The organism is Pseudoalteromonas sp. SG41-1 (assembly GCF_014164575.1).
Classification (GTDB): Bacteria; Pseudomonadota; Gammaproteobacteria; order Enterobacterales; family Alteromonadaceae; genus Pseudoalteromonas; species Pseudoalteromonas rhizosphaerae.
Genome location: NZ_JACJFL010000020.1, coordinates 38,479 through 61,971, shown reverse-complemented (window position 1 = coordinate 61,971; position 23,493 = coordinate 38,479). Strand labels below are relative to the sequence as shown.

Annotated in this window: 20 protein-coding genes and 1 tRNA gene; 10 read left to right on the top strand and 11 right to left on the bottom strand. The window is 40.9% G+C overall.

Going from position 1 to position 23,493, the window contains the following annotated elements:
* Nucleotides 1–111: 111 nt before the first annotated feature.
* From pnp to H5203_RS12615, 8 genes are all read right to left on the bottom strand, one after another.
* Entirely contained in the window at nucleotides 112–2,238 is a 2,127-nt protein-coding gene (gene pnp / locus H5203_RS12650) for a polyribonucleotide nucleotidyltransferase (RefSeq protein WP_145240442.1), read from the bottom strand.
* Between the two features lie 353 nt (nucleotides 2,239–2,591).
* Nucleotides 2,592–2,861 (bottom strand): 30S ribosomal protein S15, encoded by a 270-nt coding sequence (gene rpsO / locus H5203_RS12645; RefSeq protein ID WP_016707659.1) that lies wholly within the window; start codon nucleotides 2,859–2,861, stop codon nucleotides 2,592–2,594.
* A gap of 108 nt (nucleotides 2,862–2,969) precedes the next feature.
* Nucleotides 2,970–3,920 carry a tRNA pseudouridine(55) synthase TruB gene (gene truB / locus H5203_RS12640; RefSeq protein ID WP_145240440.1) on the bottom strand — a complete coding sequence of 317 codons (951 nt, stop codon included), beginning with the start codon at nucleotides 3,918–3,920 and terminating at the stop codon, nucleotides 2,970–2,972.
* Nucleotides 3,904–4,362, bottom strand: coding sequence for a 30S ribosome-binding factor RbfA (gene rbfA / locus H5203_RS12635; protein ID WP_145240438.1), 459 nt, complete (start codon nucleotides 4,360–4,362; stop codon nucleotides 3,904–3,906). Before rbfA ends, truB begins: the two co-directional genes overlap by 17 nt.
* 111 nt (nucleotides 4,363–4,473) lie before the next feature.
* Nucleotides 4,474–7,131 (bottom strand): translation initiation factor IF-2, encoded by a 2,658-nt coding sequence (gene infB, locus H5203_RS12630; RefSeq protein WP_182731377.1) that lies wholly within the window; start codon nucleotides 7,129–7,131, stop codon nucleotides 4,474–4,476.
* Between the two features lie 25 nt (nucleotides 7,132–7,156).
* Nucleotides 7,157–8,656, bottom strand: coding sequence for a transcription termination factor NusA (gene nusA / locus H5203_RS12625; RefSeq protein ID WP_145240434.1), 1,500 nt, complete (start codon nucleotides 8,654–8,656; stop codon nucleotides 7,157–7,159).
* A gap of 38 nt (nucleotides 8,657–8,694) precedes the next feature.
* Nucleotides 8,695–9,150, bottom strand: a complete 456-nt coding sequence (rimP, locus tag H5203_RS12620; protein WP_145240432.1) for a ribosome maturation factor RimP — start codon at nucleotides 9,148–9,150, stop codon at nucleotides 8,695–8,697.
* A gap of 319 nt (nucleotides 9,151–9,469) precedes the next feature.
* Nucleotides 9,470–9,546 (bottom strand) — tRNA-Met (locus tag H5203_RS12615).
* A gap of 602 nt (nucleotides 9,547–10,148) precedes the next feature.
* On the opposite strand from H5203_RS12615, the gene H5203_RS12610 reads away from it, so the two are divergent.
* A complete protein-coding gene (locus tag H5203_RS12610) occupies nucleotides 10,149–10,613 on the top strand; it encodes a globin (RefSeq protein ID WP_145240430.1) in 465 nt (154 codons plus the stop codon).
* Nucleotides 10,614–10,630: 17 nt separating this feature from the next.
* On the opposite strand, the gene H5203_RS12605 is transcribed toward H5203_RS12610, so the two are convergent.
* Nucleotides 10,631–11,443 carry a hypothetical protein gene (locus tag H5203_RS12605; RefSeq protein WP_182718633.1) on the bottom strand — a complete coding sequence of 271 codons (813 nt, stop codon included), beginning with the start codon at nucleotides 11,441–11,443 and terminating at the stop codon, nucleotides 10,631–10,633.
* 111 nt (nucleotides 11,444–11,554) lie between these two features.
* Between H5203_RS12605 and H5203_RS12600 the strand changes: the two genes are divergently transcribed.
* From H5203_RS12600 to H5203_RS12585, 4 genes are all read left to right on the top strand, one after another.
* Nucleotides 11,555–13,108 carry a cryptochrome/photolyase family protein gene (locus H5203_RS12600; RefSeq protein WP_145240426.1) on the top strand — a complete coding sequence of 518 codons (1,554 nt, stop codon included), beginning with the start codon at nucleotides 11,555–11,557 and terminating at the stop codon, nucleotides 13,106–13,108.
* A gap of 115 nt (nucleotides 13,109–13,223) precedes the next feature.
* Nucleotides 13,224–14,237: a phospholipase gene (locus H5203_RS12595; RefSeq protein WP_145240424.1), complete on the top strand. Its 1,014-nt coding sequence runs from the start codon at nucleotides 13,224–13,226 to the stop codon at nucleotides 14,235–14,237.
* Nucleotides 14,238–14,293: 56 nt separating this feature from the next.
* Nucleotides 14,294–15,427 (top strand): peptidyl-prolyl cis-trans isomerase, encoded by a 1,134-nt coding sequence (locus H5203_RS12590; RefSeq protein WP_259401948.1) that lies wholly within the window; start codon nucleotides 14,294–14,296, stop codon nucleotides 15,425–15,427.
* Nucleotides 15,424–15,966 carry a hypothetical protein gene (locus H5203_RS12585; protein ID WP_145240420.1) on the top strand — a complete coding sequence of 181 codons (543 nt, stop codon included), beginning with the start codon at nucleotides 15,424–15,426 and terminating at the stop codon, nucleotides 15,964–15,966. Before H5203_RS12590 ends, H5203_RS12585 begins: the two co-directional genes overlap by 4 nt.
* Before the next feature lie 140 nt (nucleotides 15,967–16,106).
* Here the strand turns inward: H5203_RS12585 and H5203_RS12580 are convergent, their stop codons facing one another.
* Nucleotides 16,107–16,553, bottom strand: coding sequence for an Hsp20 family protein (locus H5203_RS12580; RefSeq protein WP_145240418.1), 447 nt, complete (start codon nucleotides 16,551–16,553; stop codon nucleotides 16,107–16,109).
* Nucleotides 16,554–16,840: 287 nt separating this feature from the next.
* On the opposite strand from H5203_RS12580, the gene H5203_RS12575 reads away from it, so the two are divergent.
* From H5203_RS12575 to H5203_RS12560, 5 genes are all read left to right on the top strand, one after another.
* Nucleotides 16,841–17,338 carry a TlpA disulfide reductase family protein gene (locus H5203_RS12575; protein ID WP_145240416.1) on the top strand — a complete coding sequence of 166 codons (498 nt, stop codon included), beginning with the start codon at nucleotides 16,841–16,843 and terminating at the stop codon, nucleotides 17,336–17,338.
* Between the two features lie 113 nt (nucleotides 17,339–17,451).
* On the top strand, nucleotides 17,452–18,399 hold the full coding sequence (locus H5203_RS22930; RefSeq protein ID WP_259401947.1) for a hypothetical protein: 948 nt from the start codon (nucleotides 17,452–17,454) through the stop codon (nucleotides 18,397–18,399).
* Between the two features lie 100 nt (nucleotides 18,400–18,499).
* Nucleotides 18,500–19,558 carry a TonB-dependent siderophore receptor gene (locus tag H5203_RS22925; protein WP_259401946.1) on the top strand — a complete coding sequence of 353 codons (1,059 nt, stop codon included), beginning with the start codon at nucleotides 18,500–18,502 and terminating at the stop codon, nucleotides 19,556–19,558.
* Nucleotides 19,559–19,697: 139 nt separating this feature from the next.
* Nucleotides 19,698–19,961 carry a GrxA family glutaredoxin gene (locus H5203_RS12565; RefSeq protein ID WP_182819827.1) on the top strand — a complete coding sequence of 88 codons (264 nt, stop codon included), beginning with the start codon at nucleotides 19,698–19,700 and terminating at the stop codon, nucleotides 19,959–19,961.
* Nucleotides 19,962–20,121: 160 nt separating this feature from the next.
* A complete protein-coding gene (locus H5203_RS12560; RefSeq protein ID WP_145240410.1) occupies nucleotides 20,122–21,969 on the top strand; it encodes a DEAD/DEAH box helicase in 1,848 nt (615 codons plus the stop codon).
* 159 nt (nucleotides 21,970–22,128) lie between these two features.
* On the opposite strand, the gene H5203_RS12555 is transcribed toward H5203_RS12560, so the two are convergent.
* Nucleotides 22,129–23,442 carry an AarF/ABC1/UbiB kinase family protein gene (locus tag H5203_RS12555; protein WP_182819826.1) on the bottom strand — a complete coding sequence of 438 codons (1,314 nt, stop codon included), beginning with the start codon at nucleotides 23,440–23,442 and terminating at the stop codon, nucleotides 22,129–22,131.
* Nucleotides 23,443–23,493: the final 51 nt, after the last annotated feature.

Below are 23,493 nucleotides of genomic sequence, written 5' to 3'. Positions count from 1 at the left end.
CAAACTGATAGGACAAGTGCTATCCAAAGAGGTTTCATTAAAGCATAAAAAAAGAGGCTATACAGCCCCTTTTTATATTATCCAGAGAATATCTGGATTAAATATCAACAATTAAGCGTCAGTTGGTGCATCAGCTGCGGCAGCTGCTGATTCCATTGCTTCTTTGATACTTAAACGTACACGACCTTGACGGTCTACTTCTAGTACTTTAACTTTAACTTCTTGACCTTCAGATAGGTGATCTGTCACGTTATTTACGCGCTCAGTACTGATCTGAGAGATATGCACTAGGCCATCTTTACCAGGAAGAATGTTTACAAACGCACCGAAATCAACGATACGTACAACTTTACCTTCGTAGATAGTACCTACTTCTAGTTCAGCTGTTAATTGCTCAATGCGGCTAATTGCATTTGCTGCGCTTTCACCGTCTGTTGCTGCAATTTTGATTGTACCGTCATCACCGATTTCAATCGTAGTACCTGTTTCTTCAGTAAGTTGACGAATAGTTGCGCCGCCTTTACCGATAACTTCTGCGATTTTCTTCTGTGGTATCTTCATAGTGTAGATACGCGGAGCAAACATTGAAAGCTCTTCAGACGGTGCAGAAATCGCTTCGTCCATCACACCTAAGATGTGTAAACGTGCAGCTTTTGCTTGTTTAAGCGCAATTTGCATGATTTCTTGAGTGATACCTTCAATCTTGATATCCATCTGTAGTGCAGTGATACCTGCAGCAGTACCAGCTACTTTAAAGTCCATGTCACCTAAGTGATCTTCATCACCTAAGATGTCAGAAAGAACTACGAATTTTTCGTCTTCTTTAACTAGACCCATCGCGATACCCGCAACAGACGCTTTAATTGGCACACCCGCATTCATAAGTGCAAGTGAAGTACCACATACTGATGCCATTGAAGATGAACCATTTGATTCAGTGATCTCAGATACAACACGGATTGAGTAAGGGAACTCAGTCAATGTAGGCATTACAGCTTGGATACCGCGCTTAGCTAGGTTACCGTGGCCGATTTCACGACGCTTAGGAGAACCTACAAAACCTGTTTCACCTACGCAGAACGGAGGGAAGTTATAGTTAAGCATAAAGTGGTTTTTGTGCGTGCCAGTTAAATCATCGATTAACTGTGAATCACGTTCTGTACCAAGTGTAGCTGTTACCAGTGCTTGTGTTTCACCACGCGTAAAGATTGCAGAACCGTGAGTACGTGGCAATACGCCAGTCATTACGTCAAGTGCACGGATCATATCTGGTTCACGACCATCGATACGTTTTTCGCCAGCAGTGATGCGCCCACGTACGATTTTCTTCTCAAGAGAACCAAATACTTTGCCAACTTCTTGCTTGTCTAGTGACTCGCCTTCAGCAAGCTCAGCTGTTAATACAGCAACAACTTCGTCTTTAGCTACGCCGAGTGCTTCTTTACGAGCCACTTTATCAGTGATGCGGTAAGCTTCGCCTACTTTATCAGCTGCGATTGCTGCTACTTTATCTTCTAAAGCAACGTTCTTTTCAGGTGCTGCCCAATCCCATGTAGGCTTGCCAGCTTCTGCTTTGAATTCGTTAATTGCGTTGATGATCGCTTGAGATTGCTCATGACCATATACAACCGCACCTAGCATAACGTCTTCTGCAAGTACGTCAGCTTCTGATTCAACCATAAGTACTGCGTTATCAGTACCAGCAACAACTAAATCAAGTTGGCTTTCTTCAAGCTCTTTTAGCGTTGGGTTAAGTACGTATTCGCCGTTGATGTAACCAACGCGCGCTGCACCAATTGGACCACTGAATGGGATACCAGAGATAGCAAGTGCTGCTGAAGTACCGATCATTGCAACCATATCAGGTTGAATTTCAGGGTTAACAGAAACAACAGTAGCAATAACTTGTACTTCGTTTACAAAACCATTTGGGAAAAGTGGACGAATTGGACGGTCAATAAGACGTGCAATAAGTGTTTCACCGTCGTTAGGACGACCTTCACGCTTTAAGAAACCACCAGGGATACGACCTGCAGCGTACATACGCTCTTGGTAGTTAACTGTTAGTGGGAAAAAATCTTGGCCAGGTTGTGCTTCACGCTTACCAACAACAGTAACTAATACTGATGTGTCGCCAATACTTGCTAGTACTGCGCCGTCTGCTTGACGAGCGATTGCACCGGTTTCTAGGGTAACTGTATGTTGACCTAGTTGAAATTCTTTAATAATTGCTTGCACTTAAAATGTTCCTTAAATGTGTTCTAATAAGTTGCCATCAAAGTACCAATTACAGTACATAATTGTATTCAGTTGGAAATCAATTAAGTACTACAATTGGCAATGATGTGAATAAGCGTAGATAAACCTTTTTATCTACGCGCATAGTATATAACAAAGTAATGCAAAATTGCGAGCTTAGTCCCTAGATAAAAGTGGTGATAATAGGCGCGCTAAAAAGTGTGCTTTGCTGTCACTAACTATGTGGCTTTTATTTGATATTTCAAGAGAATTAATTGTTGTGGACAGAGAGAGTGAGAAATTTCAGGCACAAAAAAAGGAGCTATAAAGCTCCTTTCTATGTAATCTAGTTCTTAGCGACGTAGGCCAAGTTCTTGGATTAACGCAGTATAACGTGCAATGTCTTTACCTTTAAGGTAATCAAGCAGTTTACGGCGAGTGCTTACTTTACGAAGCAGACCACGACGTGAGTGGAAGTCATGCTTGTGATCAGCAAAGTGACCTTGAAGCTTGTTGATATCAAAAGTAAGAAGTGCAACTTGTACTTCAGGTGAACCAGTGTCGCCTTCTGCACGTGCGAATTTTGCGATGATATCGATCTTTTCTTGATTGCTTAGTGACATAGTAACTCCAAAAATAAAATTTAAAAGGTGTCTTAGCCGATCACTAATTCAGCCAAAACGATTAGCGGGCGTATTCTACCAGCTACGGCAATAACTACAAGCTAAACTTTACGCTGTTGTTTCTTGCTGATTTGATAAGCCACGTTTTGACTTTAAATGGCCATCAGGATTACGTTCACCAGTGCCAATAAACACACCATCAGCGAGCACTTTAATTGCCCCTTCTGGCAGTTCAATATCAAGTACAACCGCCTGACCATGGCTAAAAGAACTACCTTGCTCTTTACTGAGCTCAACCACAGGTAGACCAACTAATGCGGTGTCCATTGGCAGTAATAGTTCATCAAGATAAGTAGAAGGCGTAAGCTCTTCTTGTTTCGCTTTTACTAATAACGCTTCTAACTGCTCAAGTGACACCATTTTGTCAGCAGGGTAATGCCCTACCGCACTGCGATGCAACATGATCACATGCGCGCCACAACCCAGGTTTTCGCCTAAGTCATCGACGATAGTACGAATATAAGTACCTTTTGAAACATGGGCGGTCATTTGCACTTCGTTATTAGCTTCATCGAACTCATCTAGTGTTAAACTAAATACGTTGATTTTTCTGCACTTGCGAGGTACTTCAATGCCTTCACGCGCATATTTATATAAAGGTCGGCCTTCATATTTTAACGCTGAATACATTGACGGGTATTGATCTGACTCACCTAAAAACTTAGCAATTTCTTCGCTAAGTTGCTCAGCCGTCACATTGACATCTTTAGTACTGACAATTTCACCATCAGAATCTGATGTTGTCGTACGTTCACCTAATTTAGCGCGAACTACATAGGTTTTGTCAGTATCGAGTAAAAACTGAGTAAATTTAGTCGCTTCACCAAAACAGATAGGCAGCATACCCGTTGCAAGCGGATCAAGGGCACCGGTGTGCCCCGCTTTTTGTGCAAAATACACACTTTTAGCTTGCTGTAGCGCTTTATTTGATGAAATGCCTATTGGTTTGTTTAACAACAAAATACCGTCAACTGGACGGCCTTTACTGCGCTTTGCCATCTGTATTAGTGCCTTCTTCGCTGTCTGTTTCGTCGATATGCTCTGCATCATCTACGCTATCAACTTCGTCATCTACATGCTTTGCTTTATCTTCACGAATAATAGAATCAACAAGGTTTGAAATACGCATGCCTTCCATCAGTGAATTATCAACCACAAACTTAAGCTCTGGCATAATACGGGCACGAATGCGTTTGCCAAGTAGTGAGCGAATATAACCGGTCGCTTCATTTAATACTTTAGCACTTTGCTTTGCAGCATCTTCATCTTGGGTGTTAAACACAGTAATAAAGATTTTTGCATAAGATAAATCACGTGATACTTCTACAGCAGATACTGTAACCATACCTAAACGTGGATCTTTAATTTCACGTTGCAAAATAACAGCAATTTCTTTTTGAATTTGCTGAGCAACACGATCAGTACGAGAAAACTCTCTCATTAGACTCTACTCTAAAAATTATAACTCATTGAGAAATATAAATAAGTTATTTAAATAATGGATACACAAATGGGGGCTGAGCCCCCATTTATTATCTTAGCTTACGAACAATTAAAGTGTACGTTGTACTTCAACTGTTTCGAATACTTCGATTTGGTCACCAACGCGAACGTCGTTATAGTTCTTAACGCCGATACCACATTCCATGCCGTTACGAACATCAGCAACATCGTCTTTAAAGCGACGAAGTGACTCAAGCTCACCCTCGTAGATAACCACGTTATCACGAAGTACACGAATTGGTGCGCTACGTTTAATAACACCTTCAGTAACCATACAACCAGCGATAGCGCCAATTTTAGGTGACTTGAACACGTCACGAACTTCAGCTAGACCAATGATCTCTTGCTTGAACTCTGGTGCTAACATACCAGACATAGCTTGCTTCACTTCGTCAATCAAGCTATAGATAACGCTGTAGTAACGTAAGTCTAAGTTCTCAGACTCAATTACTTTACGTGCCGATGCATCAGCACGAACGTTAAAGCCAACCACGATTGCATTAGATGCTGCAGCAAGGGTTGCGTCAGTTTCAGTGATACCACCTACGCCTGAGCCTACAATCTTCACTTTAACTTCATCTGTTGACAGTTTAGTCAATGAATCAGAGATTGCTTCGATTGAACCTTGAACGTCTGCTTTAAGTACCACATTAACTTCAGATACATTGCCTTCAGTCATGTTAGTAAACATGTTTTCAAGCTTCGCTTTTTGCTGACGTGCTAGTTTAACATCACGGAATTTACCTTGACGGTAAAGTGCAACTTCACGGGCTTTACGCTCGTCTTTAACTACAGTTGCTTCGTCGCCCGCTGCTGGAATACCAGATAGACCTAAAATCTCAACTGGGATTGAAGGACCTGCAGACTTGATGTCTTTACCGTTTTCATCGCGCATTGCACGAACACGACCATACTCAAGACCACATAATACAATGTCACCTTGGTTAAGCGTACCAGATTGTACAAGGATAGAAGCAACTGGACCACGGCCTTTATCAAGACGAGATTCAATAACAACACCAGCAGCCATACCCACAGTTGGAGCAGTAAGTTCTAACAACTCAGATTGGTTTAATACCGCTTCAAGAAGGTCATCAATACCTAAACCAGTTTTAGCAGAAATATGCACATACTGTGTATCACCGCCCCACTCTTCAGGAATAACGTCTAGTTGAGCAAGCTCATTCTTAACGCGATCTGGGTCTACGCCTTCTTTATCCATTTTGTTAACAGCGATAATTAAAGGAACGCCAGCTGCACGCGCATGCTGAACCGCTTCTTTAGTTTGTGGCATTACACCATCATCTGCTGCAACCACTAGGATTACGATATCTGTTGCTTTAGCACCACGAGCACGCATTGACGTAAACGCCGCGTGACCAGGAGTATCCAAGAAAGTGATCATGTTACCATTTACGTCAACATGATAAGCACCGATATGCTGTGTGATACCACCGGCTTCGCCAGAGGCCACTTTTGCTGAACGAATATAATCAAGCGTTGACGTTTTACCATGGTCAACGTGACCCATTACAGTTACTACTGGTGCACGTGGCTCAGATTTACCATCTTCATGACGGTCATTTAGTACTGTTTGCTCTAATTCGTTTTCTTTAACAATGATAACTTTGTGGCCCATTTCTTCTGCAACTAACTGTGCAGCTTCTTGGTCGATCACTTGGTTAATGGTAACCATGTCACCCATTTTCATCATTGTTTTTACAACTTCAGCGCCCTTAACGGCCATGCGTGATGCAAGCTCAGCAACTGTAATTGTTTCGCTAATACGCACTTCGTTTTTCACGTCAACCGTTGGCTTTTGGAAGCCATGTTGTAATGAAGCTGGTGCTTTTAGCTTGCTTTTCTTGCCTCTTGAAGGAACAAATTTCTCCTTCGCTGGGGCTTTTTTCTTTTTCTTAGCACGGCGTGTGCCTTGCTCATCACGCGCATCAGCAACATCTTCTGCTTCACGTGCGTAAGTAGAAGTCGTAAGGTGGTGATCAGCGGTTTCTTCGCGCTTCTTACGTTCTTCTTCTTCTTTCTTCCAGCGAGCTGAATTTTCTTCTGCTAGCTTTCTTGCCTCTTCTGCTTGACGTTTCGCTTCTTCTTCAGCTTTCTTCAATGCGGCCTCTTCTGCTTCTCTTTGCAGACGCTCAGCTTCAACGCGATCTTTTTCAGACTTCGCGGTTTGTTCTGGGGTCATCTGCTTCTGTTTTGCTACACGTTCAGCATCTGCTTTACGTTTAGCTTCTTCTTTCACTTTACGGTCAGCCTCTTCTTTGGCTTTGCGCTCTGCGTCTTGTTTTGCTTTAAGCTCAGCTGCTTCTTTTGCAGCTTGTTGCTCAAGTTCACGACGAGCGGCTTCTTCTGCTGCTATACGCGCTTGCTCTTGCTCTTGCTCAACCGCGCTTTTCTTCACGTAAGTACGTGTTTTACGTACTTCAACTTGAACTGACTTTGCTTGACCTGTAGAACCCGTCACACTTAATGTGCTTTTGCTCTTACGTTGCAATGTCATACGTGCTGGGCCATCTGAGCCTGTGCCGCCGTGCTGCTTGCTTAAATGATCAAGTAACTTTGCTTTTTCAGCTTCAGTTACATTATCACCCGCTTGCTTAGTGATACCGGCTTGCGATAATTGTTGAAGCAATTTATCAACAGTTGTACCAATATCCCCGGCTAGTTTTTCAACATTTACTTCTGCCATAGTCTCTAATACCTCCGTTAATAACTTACTCGTCTGCGAACCAACAAATGTTGCGCGCAGCCATAATTAGCTCACCCGCTTTCTCTGGAGAAAGCTCTGTAATATCGACTAATTCATCAATACCTTGCTCTGCTAAGTCTTCTAGCGTAACAACCCCTTTGCTTGCCATAACAAACGCAAGGTGACGCTCTAACCCTTCTAGTGCTAATAAGTCTTCAGCAGGCTCTGCACCATCAAGGCTTTCTTCTGTTTTAAGTGCTTTAGTCGTTAATGCATCTTTTGCACGTGAGCGTAACAAATCAACAGTATCTTCATCTAAGCCATCAATTTCTAAAAACTCAGACGCAGGTACATAGGCAACTTCTTCAAGGGTTGAGAAACCTTCGTTGATAAGTAATGTTGCAAAGTCTTCATCGATGTCTAAGTTTTCAGTGAATAAGTTGATTAACTTATCAGATTCCGCTTCGTTCTTAGCGCGCATTTCTTCAACTGTCATTACGTTTAGTTCCCAACCAGTTAACTGGCTAGCAAGACGTACGTTTTGACCGTTACGACCAATTGCTTGTGCTAGGTTATCAGCTTCAACAGCGATATCCATTGAATGGGTGTCTTCATCCATTACAATTGAAGCAACTTCAGCAGGTGACATTGCATTAATAACGAACTGGGCTGGGTTGTCATCGTAAAGTACGATATCAACACGCTCGCCACCAAGTTCAGTCGACACTGCTTGTACACGTGCGCCACGCATACCAACACACGCACCAATCGGATCGATACGTTTATCGTTAGATTTAACGGCGATTTTAGCACGTGAACCTGGATCACGTGCCGCTGCACGTAGTTCAATCATCTCTTCGCCAATTTCTGGCACCTCAATGCGGAATAATTCCATCAGCATTTCTGGCTTAGAGCGTGTTACAAATAACTGTGCACCACGAGCATCAGGTTTTACTTCATAAAGTAAACCACGGATACGATCGCCAGGACGGAAATTTTCACGTGGTAACATGTCATCACGGTAAATAACCGCTTCAGCATTGTTACCTAAATCTAATACGATTGCGTCACGCGTTGCTTTTTTCACAACACCTGTTACTAACTCGCCTTGTTGATCTTTATAAGCTTCTACAACAAGTGCGCGCTCAGCTTCACGTACTTTTTGTACGATTACTTGTTTCGCCATTTGTGTAGTAATACGGTCAAATTTAATTGACTCGATTTGCTCTTCGATGAAATCACCAATCTTAAGATCTGGGTCATCAACCTGAGCCGCTTCCAACGTGATTTCGCTGTAAGGGTTTTCCAGTGAACCATCTTCAAGTACTGCAGCAATTTGCCAACGACGATAAGTGTCGTAATCGCCTGTTTTACGGTCAATTGCAACGCGTACTTCAATTTCACCAGTATGTTTTTTCTTAGTCGCAGTCGCTAATGCGAACTCTAACGCTTCGAAAATCTTTTCTTTTGGAACCGCTTTCTCATTGGAAACGGCTTCAGCAACCAATAATATCTCTTTTGCCATGGGTTATGCCTCGCTTGCCCTATTCCTTCGCACTCGGATTAAAACTTTGCGATGATGTTCGCACGTTCAATGTTACTGAGCATAATTAACTGCTCAGTACCGTCATATGAAAGTGTGATCATATCACTGCTAACTGCTATTAGATCGCCTTTAAAATTACGACGACCATCTTGTGGAAGCTTAGTACGCACGCGTACTTCCTCTCCTTGTGCCTTCTCGTAGTGATCTTGTTTGAATAATAGACGATCAACACCAGGAGACGATACTTCCAAATCATATTCATTTGTAATCGGGTCTTCGACATCTAAAATTGCGCTTATTTGACGACTTGCATCAGCACAGTTATCAACCGAGATCCCCGCTTCGTGATCGATATAGACCCTAAGCGTAGAATGGCGACCCGCTTGCACAAACTCTAGACCATGTAATTCAAAGCCTAACATTTCAACTGACGGTGAAAGCATGGTTAATAAATCTTGCTCAAGTTTTGTCACGAAAATTCTCCATACAAACAAAAAAAGGGCTTATAGCCCTAAAATACTTAGCTTATACCTTGATTTAAAATCAAGTGGTGCAGATACAACAACGCCCCGAACCAAGCGGGGCGTCACACCTAAAGCATAAAACTGTGTGGCCATGGGCCAAGCTTGGTTGCGGATAGCTAACACCATCTAAATTAAACCCAAAGGCTTAAACGCAAAACGCGCATTACATAGAATGCGCGACTTCAAATCAGTAACTAAAATCGCTACTCAAAAGTTTGGCTTCAAGAATTTAGAAATATTAATTAAACTAATAATTTATCTAAAAACTTGGTTGCGGGAGCCGGATTTGAACCGACGACCTTCGGGTTATGAGCCCGACGAGCTACCAGGCTGCTCCATCCCGCGCCAACTGGTATCAAAATACCTGATACCTGCCTAGCAGCTAATTAAGTGAGCTAGACAATGGCGGCTATTATAAAGAAGCTTGGCGTAATTAGCAACCAAAAACTGGTAAAGAATGACTAGACTATAAAGTACAAAATTATAGGTCAGAACAATTCGCTATAACGGAACACCAAGTGCGATTTTTAAAAACCAACATAAAGGCCCTAGGGCGTGTTGACCTTTTGTGATTAATTTTGCAGCAGTATGTTTGGTATTTAGGCAAGGCAGAGTCTATGTAGTGTGGTTGTTCCCCATAAATAGGCGATAACGCAGTATAAATTCCAAACATGCGCTGCCCAAAGGGTTCTTCCTAGGGGCGATTAACTCTTTGTTGCTCGATTTTTACTTAGCCCACTAGGTTACAAACCTCGCGCCGCGATTAAATCGCCCCTAGATTGAACAAATTTCAATCCACAAAGGTCAACACGCCCTAGCCTTATTGGCATTAATAAAGCACGCTATTGCGCAATTTCCATCGATTTACTCACTCTTTCCTACACAGCGTCTATACTAAGTTTTTAATGGCAATCTGCATATTTAAGGCTATTTAGAGAGGGCTTATTATGAGTATTTCTGCTCATCATCAAAAAATGTTATTACGAAGTATCGCAATAATAAAACCCAACTTTCACTGTTTTACTGTTACCTTTCATATGCAATTAAAACGTCATGCATTGACAATGCAATGGCCTAGCAGTGATGAAATAAGTGAAAAAAGTTATTTGTTGTATTGCTCATTGGAACGCACTATTACCCACTTAGATCGCTTATTGTCTGTATTACCTTTTATTCATTATCATGCCAACAACCTAAGTAAATCTGGCCTCACTTGTCTGGATGTTGATTTATTATGTGATGCTTTTATAGCTGCGCTAAAAATTCATTTGGGCCGAGAATTTACGCTAAACCTAGAACAAGCGTGGCGTTATGCACTCAGGATGTTTAACAGCATAGTGAAAAGCTATTTATTTAATACCAGTAATATTGTTGCAATTAACAAGTCCGTGCAGCAGCAAGTGAATTCATAGCAAATAACCTACATGCATTATTCTATACTGGCTAACTCTTGTAGAAGACGATCTATTTGGTGCTGTTCAACATCGATTAAAGTTGCATATTTTGATGTTAACGCACTCATTTTTCTAGATAAGGAGTTATCAAAAGTCGCATCAGTTAAGTTATTCGGTTGCTCTTTAGCCTGAGCTTCGAGGGCTGCTATTTGGCGATCCATTTGAGCTTGGTAAGTATCTATTTTTGATTGTCGCTGTTCAACATCTCGTTTGATTTCTTGTGACCGAATGAACGAATCAATACCTTTGCTCTGGGTTGATTGTTGGTCAATTTCAGACGTGTTTTTCGACGCAGGCAAAGCGTGTTTTTCTTTTAAGAGTCGATCAATATCCCGCTGTTCACGTGCAATTAAAACGTTATAGCGCTCTGAAATACTGGTCATTTGATTAGCTATTGCAGTTTCTTTTTTTGCACCAGATAAATTATTTAACTGCGCATCTGATTGCTCACCTAAGGCGGCAATTTGCTGATTCATTTTCTCGCTTAAGCTATCAATTTTATCTTGATGCTGTTGAATATCAGCATCAATTTGCCGAGTCCGAATATAACTATCAACGCCCGAGGTATCAATATTTTCATTAGCAACAATCTGACTAGATAAGCTTGGGTTTTGCTCTTTTACAGAGATTAGTTTCGCATCATCACCACATGGAAATTGACTAAATTCCACGACGCCTTTTTTTTCACACTGATAGACTGTGGCATGCAAAGAACTAACATGGCAAAGTGCAATGAGACAAGGTAAAACAATTTTAAATTTGCAAATAGCATACTGATATTGATTCATAAGGCGACACTCCTTTGTTTACGTATTAATACCTATACCACGACTATCAGTATTAATAAATGCGATCTAATCGACAATTTAATTCGTATAAAATAATTTTGAGCAAAATTAATGATCTATAATACTCTGAGATTTATTTTTGGCGACCAACTTAATGCCAATCACAGTTGGTATAAAGAAGAGGATCAAACACAATACCTTTATGTCATTGCTGAATTAAAACAAGAAACAGATTATGTAAAACACCATATACAAAAGGTAGCGGCGTTTTTTGCGGCAATGGAGAACTTTGCGACTGCGCTCAAACAAGCACAATTAAATGTGCTTCATTTAACACTCGATGATACCCACGATGACGCATGCATTACCTCATTACTAACACGCTTGGCGAAGCAATATCAGTGTCAACAAATCCAATATCAGTATCCTGATGAGTATAGATTAAAAACTCAACTGCAAGAGTTTGCAAACAGCAGTGACTTTAATGTTAGTGCCACAGACAGCGAACATTTTTTATTACCTTTTGCTGATATCAGCGACCATTTTAAAAAAGATAAGCATGTGAAAATGGAATTTTTTTATCGCATGATGCGCAAGCGCTTTGACATATTGATGCAAGATAATGCTCCACTAGGCGGGCAATGGAACTTTGACCAAGACAATCGTAACAAATTAAAAAAAACTGATTTAGCTGCTATCCCTGAACCAAAAATATTTACCAATAATATTGAAGCTATTTTACAGCGCATAAAAAAACACCAGGTAAATACCCTTGGCCATTGTTCAGCAACTTTATTATGGCCAACCAGTCGTGCTCAAGCAAAACAATTACTCGATTACTTTTGCACTCATCTACTCCCCTGTTTCGGAAAATTTCAAGACGCGATGACCTGTCAGAGCTCATACAAATGGAGCTTGTATCATAGTCGTATCGCGTTTGCACTTAACACAAAAATGCTGCACCCAATGCAAGTTATTAAGCAAGTACTGGCTGAGTTTGCGGCACGCCAAGAACAGATCACGCTTGCCCAAGTTGAGGGGTTTATTAGGCAAATTTTAGGTTGGCGAGAATATGTAAGAGGTATTTATTGGCAAAATATGCCTGATTACGCGAGTAAAAATGAACTTGAGGCTGCTCGTCTGTTACCAGATTATTTTTGGAGTGGCAAAACAAAAATGAACTGTATGAAACAGGCAATCACGCAGAGCTTAGAGACCGCCTACGCGCATCATATTCAACGCTTAATGATCACCGGAAACTTTTGCTTATTAACCGGTATTGATCCAAATGAAGTTGATAGCTGGTATTTGGGCATTTACATCGATGCCATTGAATGGGTAGAAATGCCTAACACCCGTGGTATGAGTCAATTTGCAGATGGCGGCCTAATCGCTACAAAACCGTATGCCGCAAGCGGTAACTACATAAACAAAATGAGTGATTACTGCACCAGCTGCCACTATAACGTAAAACAAAAAAGTGACGACACGGCTTGCCCTTTTAATAGTTTATATTGGCAATTTATGCACACCCATGAAGCCCGCTTAGCTCGTAACCCACGTATTGGCATGGTCTATAAAAATTGGCAAAAACAAGATACATCACAACAGCACGCTATTTTAGAGCGAGCGCAATGGTGCCTAAATAATATAGAAAAACTCTAACAGAAGTATCATATTAGGTAATATTGTTAATTAAATGTTTAATTAATTTGTAATTATAGTGTAATCACCCTACTTTCTAATATTAGAAATTACTCCACAACACTATGAGAACACGATGAAAAAACAGTTTTTAACGGCATTATTACTGATCAGTACAAGCCAAGCACAGGCATTTAGCCAAGAAACACATAAACGTATCGTCATCGATGCAGTGAACTACATGCAGCAGCACCCAAGCAGCACACAGTTTTCGGCATTAAGCCAATACGCTCAACAAAATAATATGACGGTAACCCAGTTAGCCGAAGTACTAGGCCAAGCAGCCTATGATGTGGATGACTTTGAAGACACCTTCTTTTGTGGTGCTGTAACGGGGTCATGTGTTCAAGCACCAATATGGGGAGCAGCAGAGAGTATTGTTAAATATACCAGCTATTGGCATTTCCAAAACCATACCCAAGGGGCTGATCAACACGGTAACGACTTTGGTGGCTACAATTACCAAAAACTGACGGTATGGGGCACCGTTGATAACTTGGCTTCAAGCTGGTTAAAAGGTGACTACCTTGATGACGGTCAAGGCGGTGAAACAGGCTGGTTTAATGCCGATTCATCAAAGTACAACAGCTATGGTATTACTGAAGCTAATTACCGAATTGACAGCCAATCAAATTACAACATGTACGATGACTTTGAAGAAATGCCTTTTCAGCCAATTGATAATTTAGGTCAATACTGGTATCAAAGCTATTTGCAAAGTGGCAACCCACAAGTGTTAGGTTTTGTTTTCCATACAACTGATTTACTACAACCACACCATACTTGGACCACATCTGATCTCAATCATTCAAGCTGGGAAAGCTGGGTAAAAGACTACTATGATCAGGAACAACTCAATGACTCTGCCCTTATTACACAAGCCATGCAAACATTTTCAGCACTGGATATAAACAGTCAAGACGTACGCCCTTTACTGACACAAGGTGGCGCTTTTTCTTATGCTCAAGGCGGTATTGTGCTTAATTCACAAGACCATTACGACCGCTTAAATACGGCAAAACAAGTGATCCCACATGCGATTGCCATGGTTGTGCACCTACTTAATCATGCCATGGTCGTGCGCCAATGAAAGCGCTGAGCAGTTGTATTTTGTTATTATTAGGACTGCTTTATAGCAGCCTAACAATGGCATCATTTAACCAATATAACGATGCTGAAGTGCGTTTAATGCAGCAAGTTTATCAACAATACAATGCCAACATTAGTCGCAAAGACGTTCGTAAACATATGTTTGAAAATCAATTTTTATTATATCAAGCAGAACAACATATGCCTGAGCTGCTTGAACGTCAATCTGCGGTAGGCTTTAGCACGCAGTACCATGTTGAGCGCTATTTGATGAACATATTTGACACGCAACTAAATTTATCAAAATCCTATGTTAAAGGAGGTAATCTCACACAATATAATGCCCAGTGGCTGCTCAAAGTATTGCCTAGCTACCCTGCTGATGGCCAATACAACGCTGAACAAATCAATAAAATGCAGCGCACCGAGCTCAGAGGGCTCTTTACAACCGCCGTCAATCTTTATGAGTTTATAGCCCCTTTATCTATGCAAGTACGCTTTCGACTGCACCAAGGTGAAAGTGACTTATTCAAAACTGAAGTAATAAAAAAGCAACAATTTGAGGCGTTGCTTTTAAAAGCAACGCCATTACTTTTAAAGCAAGGGATCAGTATCGCGCACCTAGAAGAACTAGCAAAAGGTGATATTTTAAGGCCTTCGATTCAAAGTTGGCTAGGTATTAAAGACATGATGCACGTTCAAAGCCCAATACTAGACAGTCTTGAACAACAAATATCCGATAAAGAAATAAAATATTATTATCAGGCAAATAAAGCGCGCTTTAAATACCTTAGTGAAGTGACAGCTTACGGCGCTGCGTTTACTGAGCGAGACCAAGCGGTTCGCTTTAGAAGTACAGTACAAGCAAGCTCTTTTACAGATGCATTATATATATCACAGCAAAACGACATTTATGCTAAGTATCACAATAAACTAACTCGCAAAAATAAAAGTAATTGGGCTGTGCAACTGGCTTATACGCTAAAAGCAGAAGAATTATCTGCGGTGATGCGCTCACCTGAAGGTCTATGGGTCGTCATAATTAGTGATAACCATCAGTATAACTACTTTAGCGCTACTGACGAAACTGTTCGCTATCAAGCTAAAAAAGCCATCGCAATACAAAAAGCGCAGCAACGCTATCAGCAAAATTGGCTGGCTTGGCAACAACAAAATGCAGTAAAACTATGAATAAAAAAGCTATCTACATAATTACAGGCGTCGCTTGTTTAGGTTTTTTAGTAATAAATTTAACAACAGAGCGAAAACGCGAAATAGCTCCCATCCGCGCTGCTGATGATTTAACGCCAGTAACGCCCGCGCCACAAATAAATAATGCGTCGGCACCGACAGCTATTAATCCAGATATGACTGCTGAAGCGGCGATTGATAGTCACACCTCATTAAAAAATACTGATGCCAGTCAACAACTGCCGCCCATTACTACACCGAGTTACTTGCCTGTCATCGCAAAAAATCCAATCAGTGCGAGTCAGTTTCAAGGCGACTTAACCGATCATCAAGCTTACCTCGATTTTCATAAACAGCAGCAAACTCAGCTTGAGCAACGCTTTGTAATAGCTGCTCAACAAAAAATAACTAACCTTGAAAGCTTGCTCGAAAAAGGCCGTCAAAAAGGCCTCCCTCAACGGCAGCTGCAAGTTGCTATTGATAAAATTGCTGCCTTAAAAGACATGCAAGCCAAATTAAAAAGTAAAGATACTAACTGAACACAGCATCATTAATCATCTGCGATTAATGGTGCGCTAAGCGGAACCGATGTTTGAGCAAAGCTAAAAAAGCCGCCTCAACTGAGGCGGCTACTAAAAATAACAAGTAAATTAGGGGAAAAACACTGTCAAAGGGATGGTTATTTACCTTCTAGCAAGTTACCACTGCCAATTTCAATTTTACGTGGTTTAAGTGCTTCAGGGATCTCGCGTTGCAAGTCGATACTAAGTAGCCCATTGGCTAAATCAGCGCCGAGTACTTTAACGTGGTCACCTAGCTGGAATTTGCGTTCAAAGTTGCGCTCAGCAATGCCTTGATGAATAAATTTGCGCTCTGCGCTGTCATCTTTATTGGCTTTAATGCCAGCAACTTTTAAGGTGTTATTTTCTGACTCTATCGTCAGCTCATTATCACTAAAACCGGCAACAGCCATAGTAATGCGATATTTGTCTTTATCGAGTGCTTCGATGTTATACGGAGGAAAACTTGGCTGCTTGTCAGTGCGAGCGGCCGCATCCATTAAAGATGCTAAATGATCGAAGCCAATGAATGAACGATAAAGTGGTGATAAATCTACTGTACGCATAATAATATCCTCATATTTAAGCGATATTTTGCATGTGCTTTTCGGTTGAACAAGCGCAAGCAAAGTTTAATTAATAATATAAATTTCAATTACTTCTGTTTAGTTAGGACCCATCAGGCGTCCTCACTAAACTATATATGGACGGCGAAATTGTTTTCAAGATTATTTTTGAAAAAAGTTTTATTTTTTTTCAAAATCTCTTTTTGCCTACTCAATAAAGTGAGGACTCAAAGTTTGCTTTTCAAGTCTTTAAATAGTAATAAGGGGAATTAGCTTTAGAGGTCGATATGAAAAAAGTAACGAGTTTGCTGCTCAATATAATTATGTTAGTTGTGGTGTTTTTTGTAGTGACTACATATCAGCAACGCAATTTACTCAGCTCAGATAGCAGCCCTGCTCCATATTTTAATTTACCTGTGCTCAATGACAGCGAACAACGTATTGATATTGCGATGCTCAAAGGTAACACCACCGTGGTTTATTTTTTTGCGCCATGGTGCACAATCTGTCGTTACAGTATGCCAAACCTAGAAGCGGCATTGGTTGATTCTAATATCAACGCCATTGGCATTGCACTTGATTATAAAAATGAACAAGCAGTTGCGCAGTTTGTTAGTGAACTTAAACTCACAATGCCCATTTTACTAGGCGATAAAAATACCCAGAGTAATTATAAAATCAGCGCCTTTCCTACTTACTATGTAATTGATCAACAACTGCGAATAACCGCACGCTCAATGGGCTATTCAAGCCAATTAGGCATTACTATCAGAGCTCAAAACTAAATGTAACAGCTTGTAACACCTCCCTACATTTTCGTACAGTTTACTACGTATTTTTATATATTTTCTCATTACTATAGGTCGCAGTCACACTTACTCATAACCATGGAAGAATCATGTTAGCCACCTGCTTGCCATCACTTTACCGTTTAACGCCACTGGCGTTGTGTTTGCCATTTTTAACGCACGCCAACGTTGATGCTAATGAAGAAATAATAGAGCGTCTTGAAACCGTTTATAAACGCAGTAGCATTACCAGTGAAATAACCGAAAATACTGAAAAACTGATCACTATGCCCGGTGCTATGGGCGATCCACTGCGGGCAGTATTTGCATTGCCAGGCGTTGTCGCCGCTGGCGGCTCAATGAGTGAACCGGCGGTACGTGGCTCATCGCCCGATGATAATTTGTTTGAAGTGGATTTTATGCCTGCAGGCTATATTTTTCATGATTTCGGCAGTTCTATTTTCAACAAGTACATTATTCAAGATTTTCAACTTTACTCAGCCGGCTATGGCACCAGTTACAGCAACGCCACCGGTGCCGTATTTGACGTAACACTGCGTAACCCTAAATATCAACCGATTACTACCACGCTTGATCTTACAATGTTTAATGCCGGTGTCTTTGTTGAAGGGCAACTCACGCAGAACACCGCGTTTTATTTATCAGCACGTAAAAGTACATTACCACTGTTCTTCTCTAAAGGTGAAGAGCTTGAAAACGACGATGGTGAACTCAGTGGTATCACCATCAATGACCCCCCAGATGATCATGATTACCAAGGCAAATGGATCTGGGATATAAACAATCAAAACGCCCTAACAGTGTCATTTACAGGCGCAAAAGACTCGGTTGCAGCAGGCTTTAATCAACGCGCTGAACTTTCACTAAAAAATCCTGAGTATCAAGGCGATGCTGATTTTATTCGTGAATTTACCAGCCAAAGTATTTTATGGGATCACTTTAATAAAGACTTTCATTTACGCTTAGGCGTTGGTTCGCTCGAACATTCTGGCCGATTGGAATACGCTAAACGTGCCACGCTAAACGTGCCACGCTAAACGTGCCACGCTAAGTGATGGCTATTTTGATGAAGAACAACAAAAGCAAATCACTTATAAAGGACGATTAAATTGGCGTGTTACTAAAGCCCAGCAACTGGTGTTTGATGCCGCCTATTTTGATAACGACAGTACTTACAGTTACGATAGTTTTCAATATCTTTGTACCGAGCTCGATCCTGATTGCGATCTAAACAAAGGTGAGCGAATAACGGGCAAAGACAAGCTAGCCCTTGATAAGTACTTTGTTGGTGTGAGCCATGTTTGGGTTATTAACGAACAATGGCAAAGCGAAGTCGGCGTGCAATATCAAAGCAATGATTACACTGATGAAGATTTTGTGATGCCGCGTCTTGCGCTTAGCTATTTTATTAATGATCACAATAGCATCAATGCTAAATACGGGCATTATAATCGCATGCAAGATATTGACACTCTATTGCCTGAACACGGCAACCCGAATTTACGTTCGCAAACCTCAAAACACAGCAGTTTAGGTTTTGCACAAGAACTTGCCGATGAATGGACATGGTCTATTGAAGGGTATTACAAAACCATGGACGATTTACCGTTGGCATTAAACAATTATTCCGATGCAGCAATTCGTTACAGTAATGATGTAACTGGGCGAGCTTACGGTGTTGATCTATTAATAAACAAAAATAAAACTGATAAATGGTATGGCTGGCTTGCAGTTAGTTATGCCAAAAGTGAACGTACTGACCAACGCCAAAATATCACTCGGGATTATTACGCTGATACCCCTTTAGTTGTCAACATGGTGTTTAATTACCAAATCAGTGAAAAATGGCAAGGCGGCTTTAACTTTACTGCCCGCAGCGGCCAAGCTTACACCCCGATTGTTGGCGTCACAGAAAATTCCGAATTCGAAGGACGTTTTTTACCACAATATGGTGATCCATTTTCTGAGCGTTTCGATGTTTATCATCGGCTTGATCTTCGTTTTGAACGTCAAACCGACTTTTGGGGCTTAGACGGTGTGTTAATTTTAGAATTAATGAACGCCTACGGCCAAGCAAACACCAGTAGCATTGATTTAGATTATCAGAAAGTAACCTCGACTAATGATTTAATTATCAAAGAAAACGAGGATGATTTTGAAATGCGCCCTTCAATTGGCTTTAGTGTTAAGTTTTAATTAGCCACCCCACATACACCTTTAATACTGATTAAAGGTGTATGTAATCATTAAAATAGAATTCATCAATCGTTTTTTTACGCTGTTTATTTTTTCTCAATTAGTTAAGATGAATGTAAATAAAATCGAGGAGAGCGATATGTTAACTGTAATTTTTGGCCGTGAAGGCTGCCCTTATTGTGTGCGTGCTAAAGATGTTGCTGCAAAACTAGCAAATGAACGTGATGATTTTAAATACCGTTATGTTGATATTATTAAAGAAGGCGTGAGAAAAGCCGATTTAGAACAATCAGCAGGTAAGCCTTGCCCAACCGTGCCACAAATCTTTATTGACCAAGTACACATCGGTGGTTTCACTGAGTTTGAAGCTTACGCTAAAGAAAATCTTGGACTTTATCAATAAGTTCTGTATAAAATTTGTTAATCAATTTGATTTACCCACAATCAAATTGATTAAATTATGACCAACATCAACTACATACAAATTAGTTTCAATTTATACAAGCATTTGCCTCGTAAATCCTATACAATGCGCGCCTCTTTAAATTCGTTGAGGCGTATTAATGTCAGAACCAGTCACGTTTGAATCTCTAAATCTTTCTCCTGCAATTTTGAAGGCAGTTGAAGAGTTGGGTTACAAGACACCATCTGAAATCCAAGCTCAATGTATACCGTTATTGCTAGAAAGAAAGGACGTACTGGGACTAGCTCAAACGGGTACAGGTAAAACCGCAGCATTTGCACTGCCATTACTTAATAATATTGACCCGTCTGTGAAGCAGCCGCAGATCCTTGTACTCACACCAACCCGTGAGCTTGCGATCCAAGTAGCTGAGGCATTCGAACAATATGCTAAACATGTTCGTGGTATTGAAGTATTGGCACTTTATGGTGGCCAGAGCTACAGTATCCAATTAAGTGCACTTCGTCGTGGCGCGCAAGTTATTGTCGCTACTCCAGGTCGCTTAATCGATCATATTAACCGTGGCACTATCAAGTTTGACAGCTTACAAGCTCTTGTACTTGATGAAGCCGATGAAATGTTACGTATGGGCTTTATCGATGATGTTGAAAACATCATGGAAAAAACGCCGCGCGAAAAGCAAACATGTCTTTTCTCTGCGACCATGCCTAAGCAAATTCAAAACATCAGCAGCAAATATATGAATAACCCTGAACAGGTTCATATATCTGCGCGTAACTCAACGGTATCATCTGTTGAGCAAGTGTTTTGGAATGCCAGCGTACACAAGAATAAAGCGATTGTTCGCTTTTTAGAAGCTGAACAATATGAAGGCGCTATTGTTTTCGTACGTACACGTAACGATACAGTACAACTTGCTGAGTTATTAGAGCGCGAAGGTTTCTCTGCAGCTCCACTTAACGGTGACATGAACCAGCAAGCACGTGAACGCACAGTAGAACGCTTAAAAAGTGGCATGCTAAACGTTGTTATCGCAACAGACGTTGCAGCACGTGGTCTAGATGTTGACCGTTTAAGCCTTGTTATCAACTACGATATCCCACAAGATTCTGAAGCTTATGTTCACCGTATTGGCCGTACAGGTCGTGCTGGTCGTACTGGTAAAGCGATTCTTTTCGTAAAACATAACGAACGTTATTTACTTAAAAATATCATTCGTCATACGAATTCAGATATTGTGCAAGTTGAACTACCAACTGCAAAAGTTGTTGAAGAAAAACGTATCGAAGCGTTACAAGCTAAATTAGCTATTGCGCTTGAAAATAAAGATATTACTTTCTTTAATGAAGTAGCAGCTAATATGGCGCAAAAGCTTGAACTTGCTCCTGAAGACCTAGCAGGTGCGTTACTGTGTTTAGCACAGCAACAATCACCAATTAAGGTTGAAGAAGTTAAGATCCAACAACGTGAGCGTAGCGAACGTAATGACCGTAACCCACGTGAGCGTAATGATCGTGGTGACCGTGGTCGTCGTAACGAACGCAGCGAACGCCCTGCACGTGACCGTGATGCTAAACCACGTGAACGTAATAGCCGTGATGCAGGCCCTATGGATACTTACCGTATCGAAGTAGGTCGTGAACATGGTGTTCAAGTTAAGAACATTGTTGGCGCTATCGCTAACGAAGCTGACATCTCAAGCAAGTTTATTGGTGATATTCGTTTACACGACAATCACAGTACGGTTCAATTACCGCAAAACATGCCTAAAGATGTACTTGATCATTTCCAAAAAGTGTTTATTTGTAAACGTCCAATGGGCTTAACATTAACACAAGATCAAGGTCCTGCTGAACCACGTGCCGAACGCTCTGAGCGTCCATCAGGTGACAAAAAACGCAGCTTTAACAAAGATGACAGTGCACGCGGTGATAAGCGTAGCGGTCCTCGTAAAGAACGTCGCCCAGTAAGCTTCACAGCTAAATAAGCAACGACTCTTTAATAAAAAAACCTTGCCACGAAAGTGACAAGGTTTTTTTGTGTTTGGAATAAAGTAAATCTTCGTGAGGGGAAGATTTTGTGAAGTCACAATAGTCGTTGATAGCAATTGCATTGAATGAATGAGTATTTGAATTCGCTAAAATAATCATGTTTTTAATAAAATTGGCATAAATAACGCTCTAACATCTATTTTTGCTTCTAAGCGAGCCGCAATCAAATATAAACCAGCAAGTTTACGGTGAATAAATAATGCATCCACTGGTGGTGTATGCCATTGCTGTGCTTGTGCACTAAGTTGCAACCCAGCATCTTTAATATTTGATGGCAGTTGGCTATTTTTAAAATCAAAATCACCATCGTGACGCAGTGGCTCACACGCCATTAAAAATAGCTCTATGACATTATCTTTATAACTGTCACGCAATGTATCTTTAAAATAACCAATCTGAGTGGCCGCATTTAATACCCCATCACGATTATTCTCACTGCCTGCTTTAAATAAAGCTAGATAAGCTTGGCTCAACTGAGGCGAAATCTCGCGGGTTGCCCCAAAATCAAATAAAACGATTTTTTGTGTGGCTGGTTGATAATGAAAATTAGCAAAGTTTGGATCTGTTTGTATCAGTCTAAATTCAAACATTTCTTTAAAAAATAACGCAATAAGTTGCTGTGCCACAAAGCTTTGCTCTGCTTTGGGTAGATCGGTAATTCCCTCTATAGGCTGAGCCTCAATATACTGCATCGTTAATATTTGTTTAGTACTGTGCTCTTTATAGACGTTAGGAACAATAAAGTGTCGGTTCTTTGCCAATGCATTTTTATAACGTAATAAATACTGCGCTTCACGATGATAATCAGCTTCCGCTAATAATTGTATTTTAGCCTCTGCGACGAGTGGCTTAATATCAAGATCTTTAGGTAATAAACGAGACAATGTAAGCAGCGATATAACATTATCAACATCACTGACCACACTTTTTGCGATCCCCGGGTATTGAATTTTTACAGCTAATTGCTCGCCGTTTTCATGGTAGGCCAAATGCACTTGACCAATAGAAGCGGCAGCAAATGGCCTAAGCTCAATATGTGAAAAGCGCGATAACCAGTCATCTCCCCACTGCTCTTTTAATACAGTAATGAGTTGTTTGTGTGGCATGGGGTTAGCGTCTGATCGAAGTAATGCAAGTAATTGAGCAAGCTCTGGACTGAGTAGATCCCCAGCATCCATTGACAGTAGCTGTCCTAATTTCATTGCCGCACCGCGTAAGTGTGATAGTTCTGTCGCTAGGTTTTTTATGTTTTTAGGCTGCAGTAATAAGCTTTTATTATCCCAACCCTTTCCTGAAAGAGTACTTTTGGCTCCCTCAAATAACATATTACTCGCGACACTGGTTGCTAATGAGCCTAACTTTGCAAAGCGTGAAAATCGAGATGTAGGAACAGCGCGTTCATTGGCCATACTAAAACCTAGTTAACGAATATATTTACCGGTTTATACGTACCAAGCTGG

What these genes read in the sequence shown, in the direction of transcription:
- H5203_RS12575 (WP_145240416.1), top strand. Translation starts at nt 16,841, where the DNA reads ATGAAAAAAGTAACGAGTTTGCTGCTCAATATAATTATGTTAGTTGTG.
- truB (WP_145240440.1), bottom strand. Translation starts at nt 3,920, where the DNA reads ATGGCAAAGCGCAGTAAAGGCCGTCCAGTTGACGGTATTTTGTTGTTA.
- H5203_RS22930 (WP_259401947.1), top strand. Translation starts at nt 17,452, where the DNA reads ATGTTAGCCACCTGCTTGCCATCACTTTACCGTTTAACGCCACTGGCG.
- H5203_RS12590 (WP_259401948.1), top strand. Translation starts at nt 14,294, where the DNA reads ATGGCATCATTTAACCAATATAACGATGCTGAAGTGCGTTTAATGCAG.
- H5203_RS12610 (WP_145240430.1), top strand. Translation starts at nt 10,149, where the DNA reads ATGAGTATTTCTGCTCATCATCAAAAAATGTTATTACGAAGTATCGCA.
- H5203_RS12580 (WP_145240418.1), bottom strand. Translation starts at nt 16,553, where the DNA reads ATGCGTACAGTAGATTTATCACCACTTTATCGTTCATTCATTGGCTTC.
- rpsO (WP_016707659.1), bottom strand. Translation starts at nt 2,861, where the DNA reads ATGTCACTAAGCAATCAAGAAAAGATCGATATCATCGCAAAATTCGCA.
- H5203_RS12600 (WP_145240426.1), top strand. Translation starts at nt 11,555, where the DNA reads ATGATCTATAATACTCTGAGATTTATTTTTGGCGACCAACTTAATGCC.
- H5203_RS12585 (WP_145240420.1), top strand. Translation starts at nt 15,424, where the DNA reads ATGAATAAAAAAGCTATCTACATAATTACAGGCGTCGCTTGTTTAGGT.
- H5203_RS12555 (WP_182819826.1), bottom strand. Translation starts at nt 23,442, where the DNA reads ATGGCCAATGAACGCGCTGTTCCTACATCTCGATTTTCACGCTTTGCA.
- infB (WP_182731377.1), bottom strand. Translation starts at nt 7,131, where the DNA reads ATGGCAGAAGTAAATGTTGAAAAACTAGCCGGGGATATTGGTACAACT.
- H5203_RS12565 (WP_182819827.1), top strand. Translation starts at nt 19,698, where the DNA reads ATGTTAACTGTAATTTTTGGCCGTGAAGGCTGCCCTTATTGTGTGCGT.
- H5203_RS12605 (WP_182718633.1), bottom strand. Translation starts at nt 11,443, where the DNA reads ATGAATCAATATCAGTATGCTATTTGCAAATTTAAAATTGTTTTACCT.
- H5203_RS12560 (WP_145240410.1), top strand. Translation starts at nt 20,122, where the DNA reads ATGTCAGAACCAGTCACGTTTGAATCTCTAAATCTTTCTCCTGCAATT.
- nusA (WP_145240434.1), bottom strand. Translation starts at nt 8,656, where the DNA reads ATGGCAAAAGAGATATTATTGGTTGCTGAAGCCGTTTCCAATGAGAAA.
- rbfA (WP_145240438.1), bottom strand. Translation starts at nt 4,362, where the DNA reads ATGAGAGAGTTTTCTCGTACTGATCGTGTTGCTCAGCAAATTCAAAAA.
- H5203_RS12595 (WP_145240424.1), top strand. Translation starts at nt 13,224, where the DNA reads ATGAAAAAACAGTTTTTAACGGCATTATTACTGATCAGTACAAGCCAA.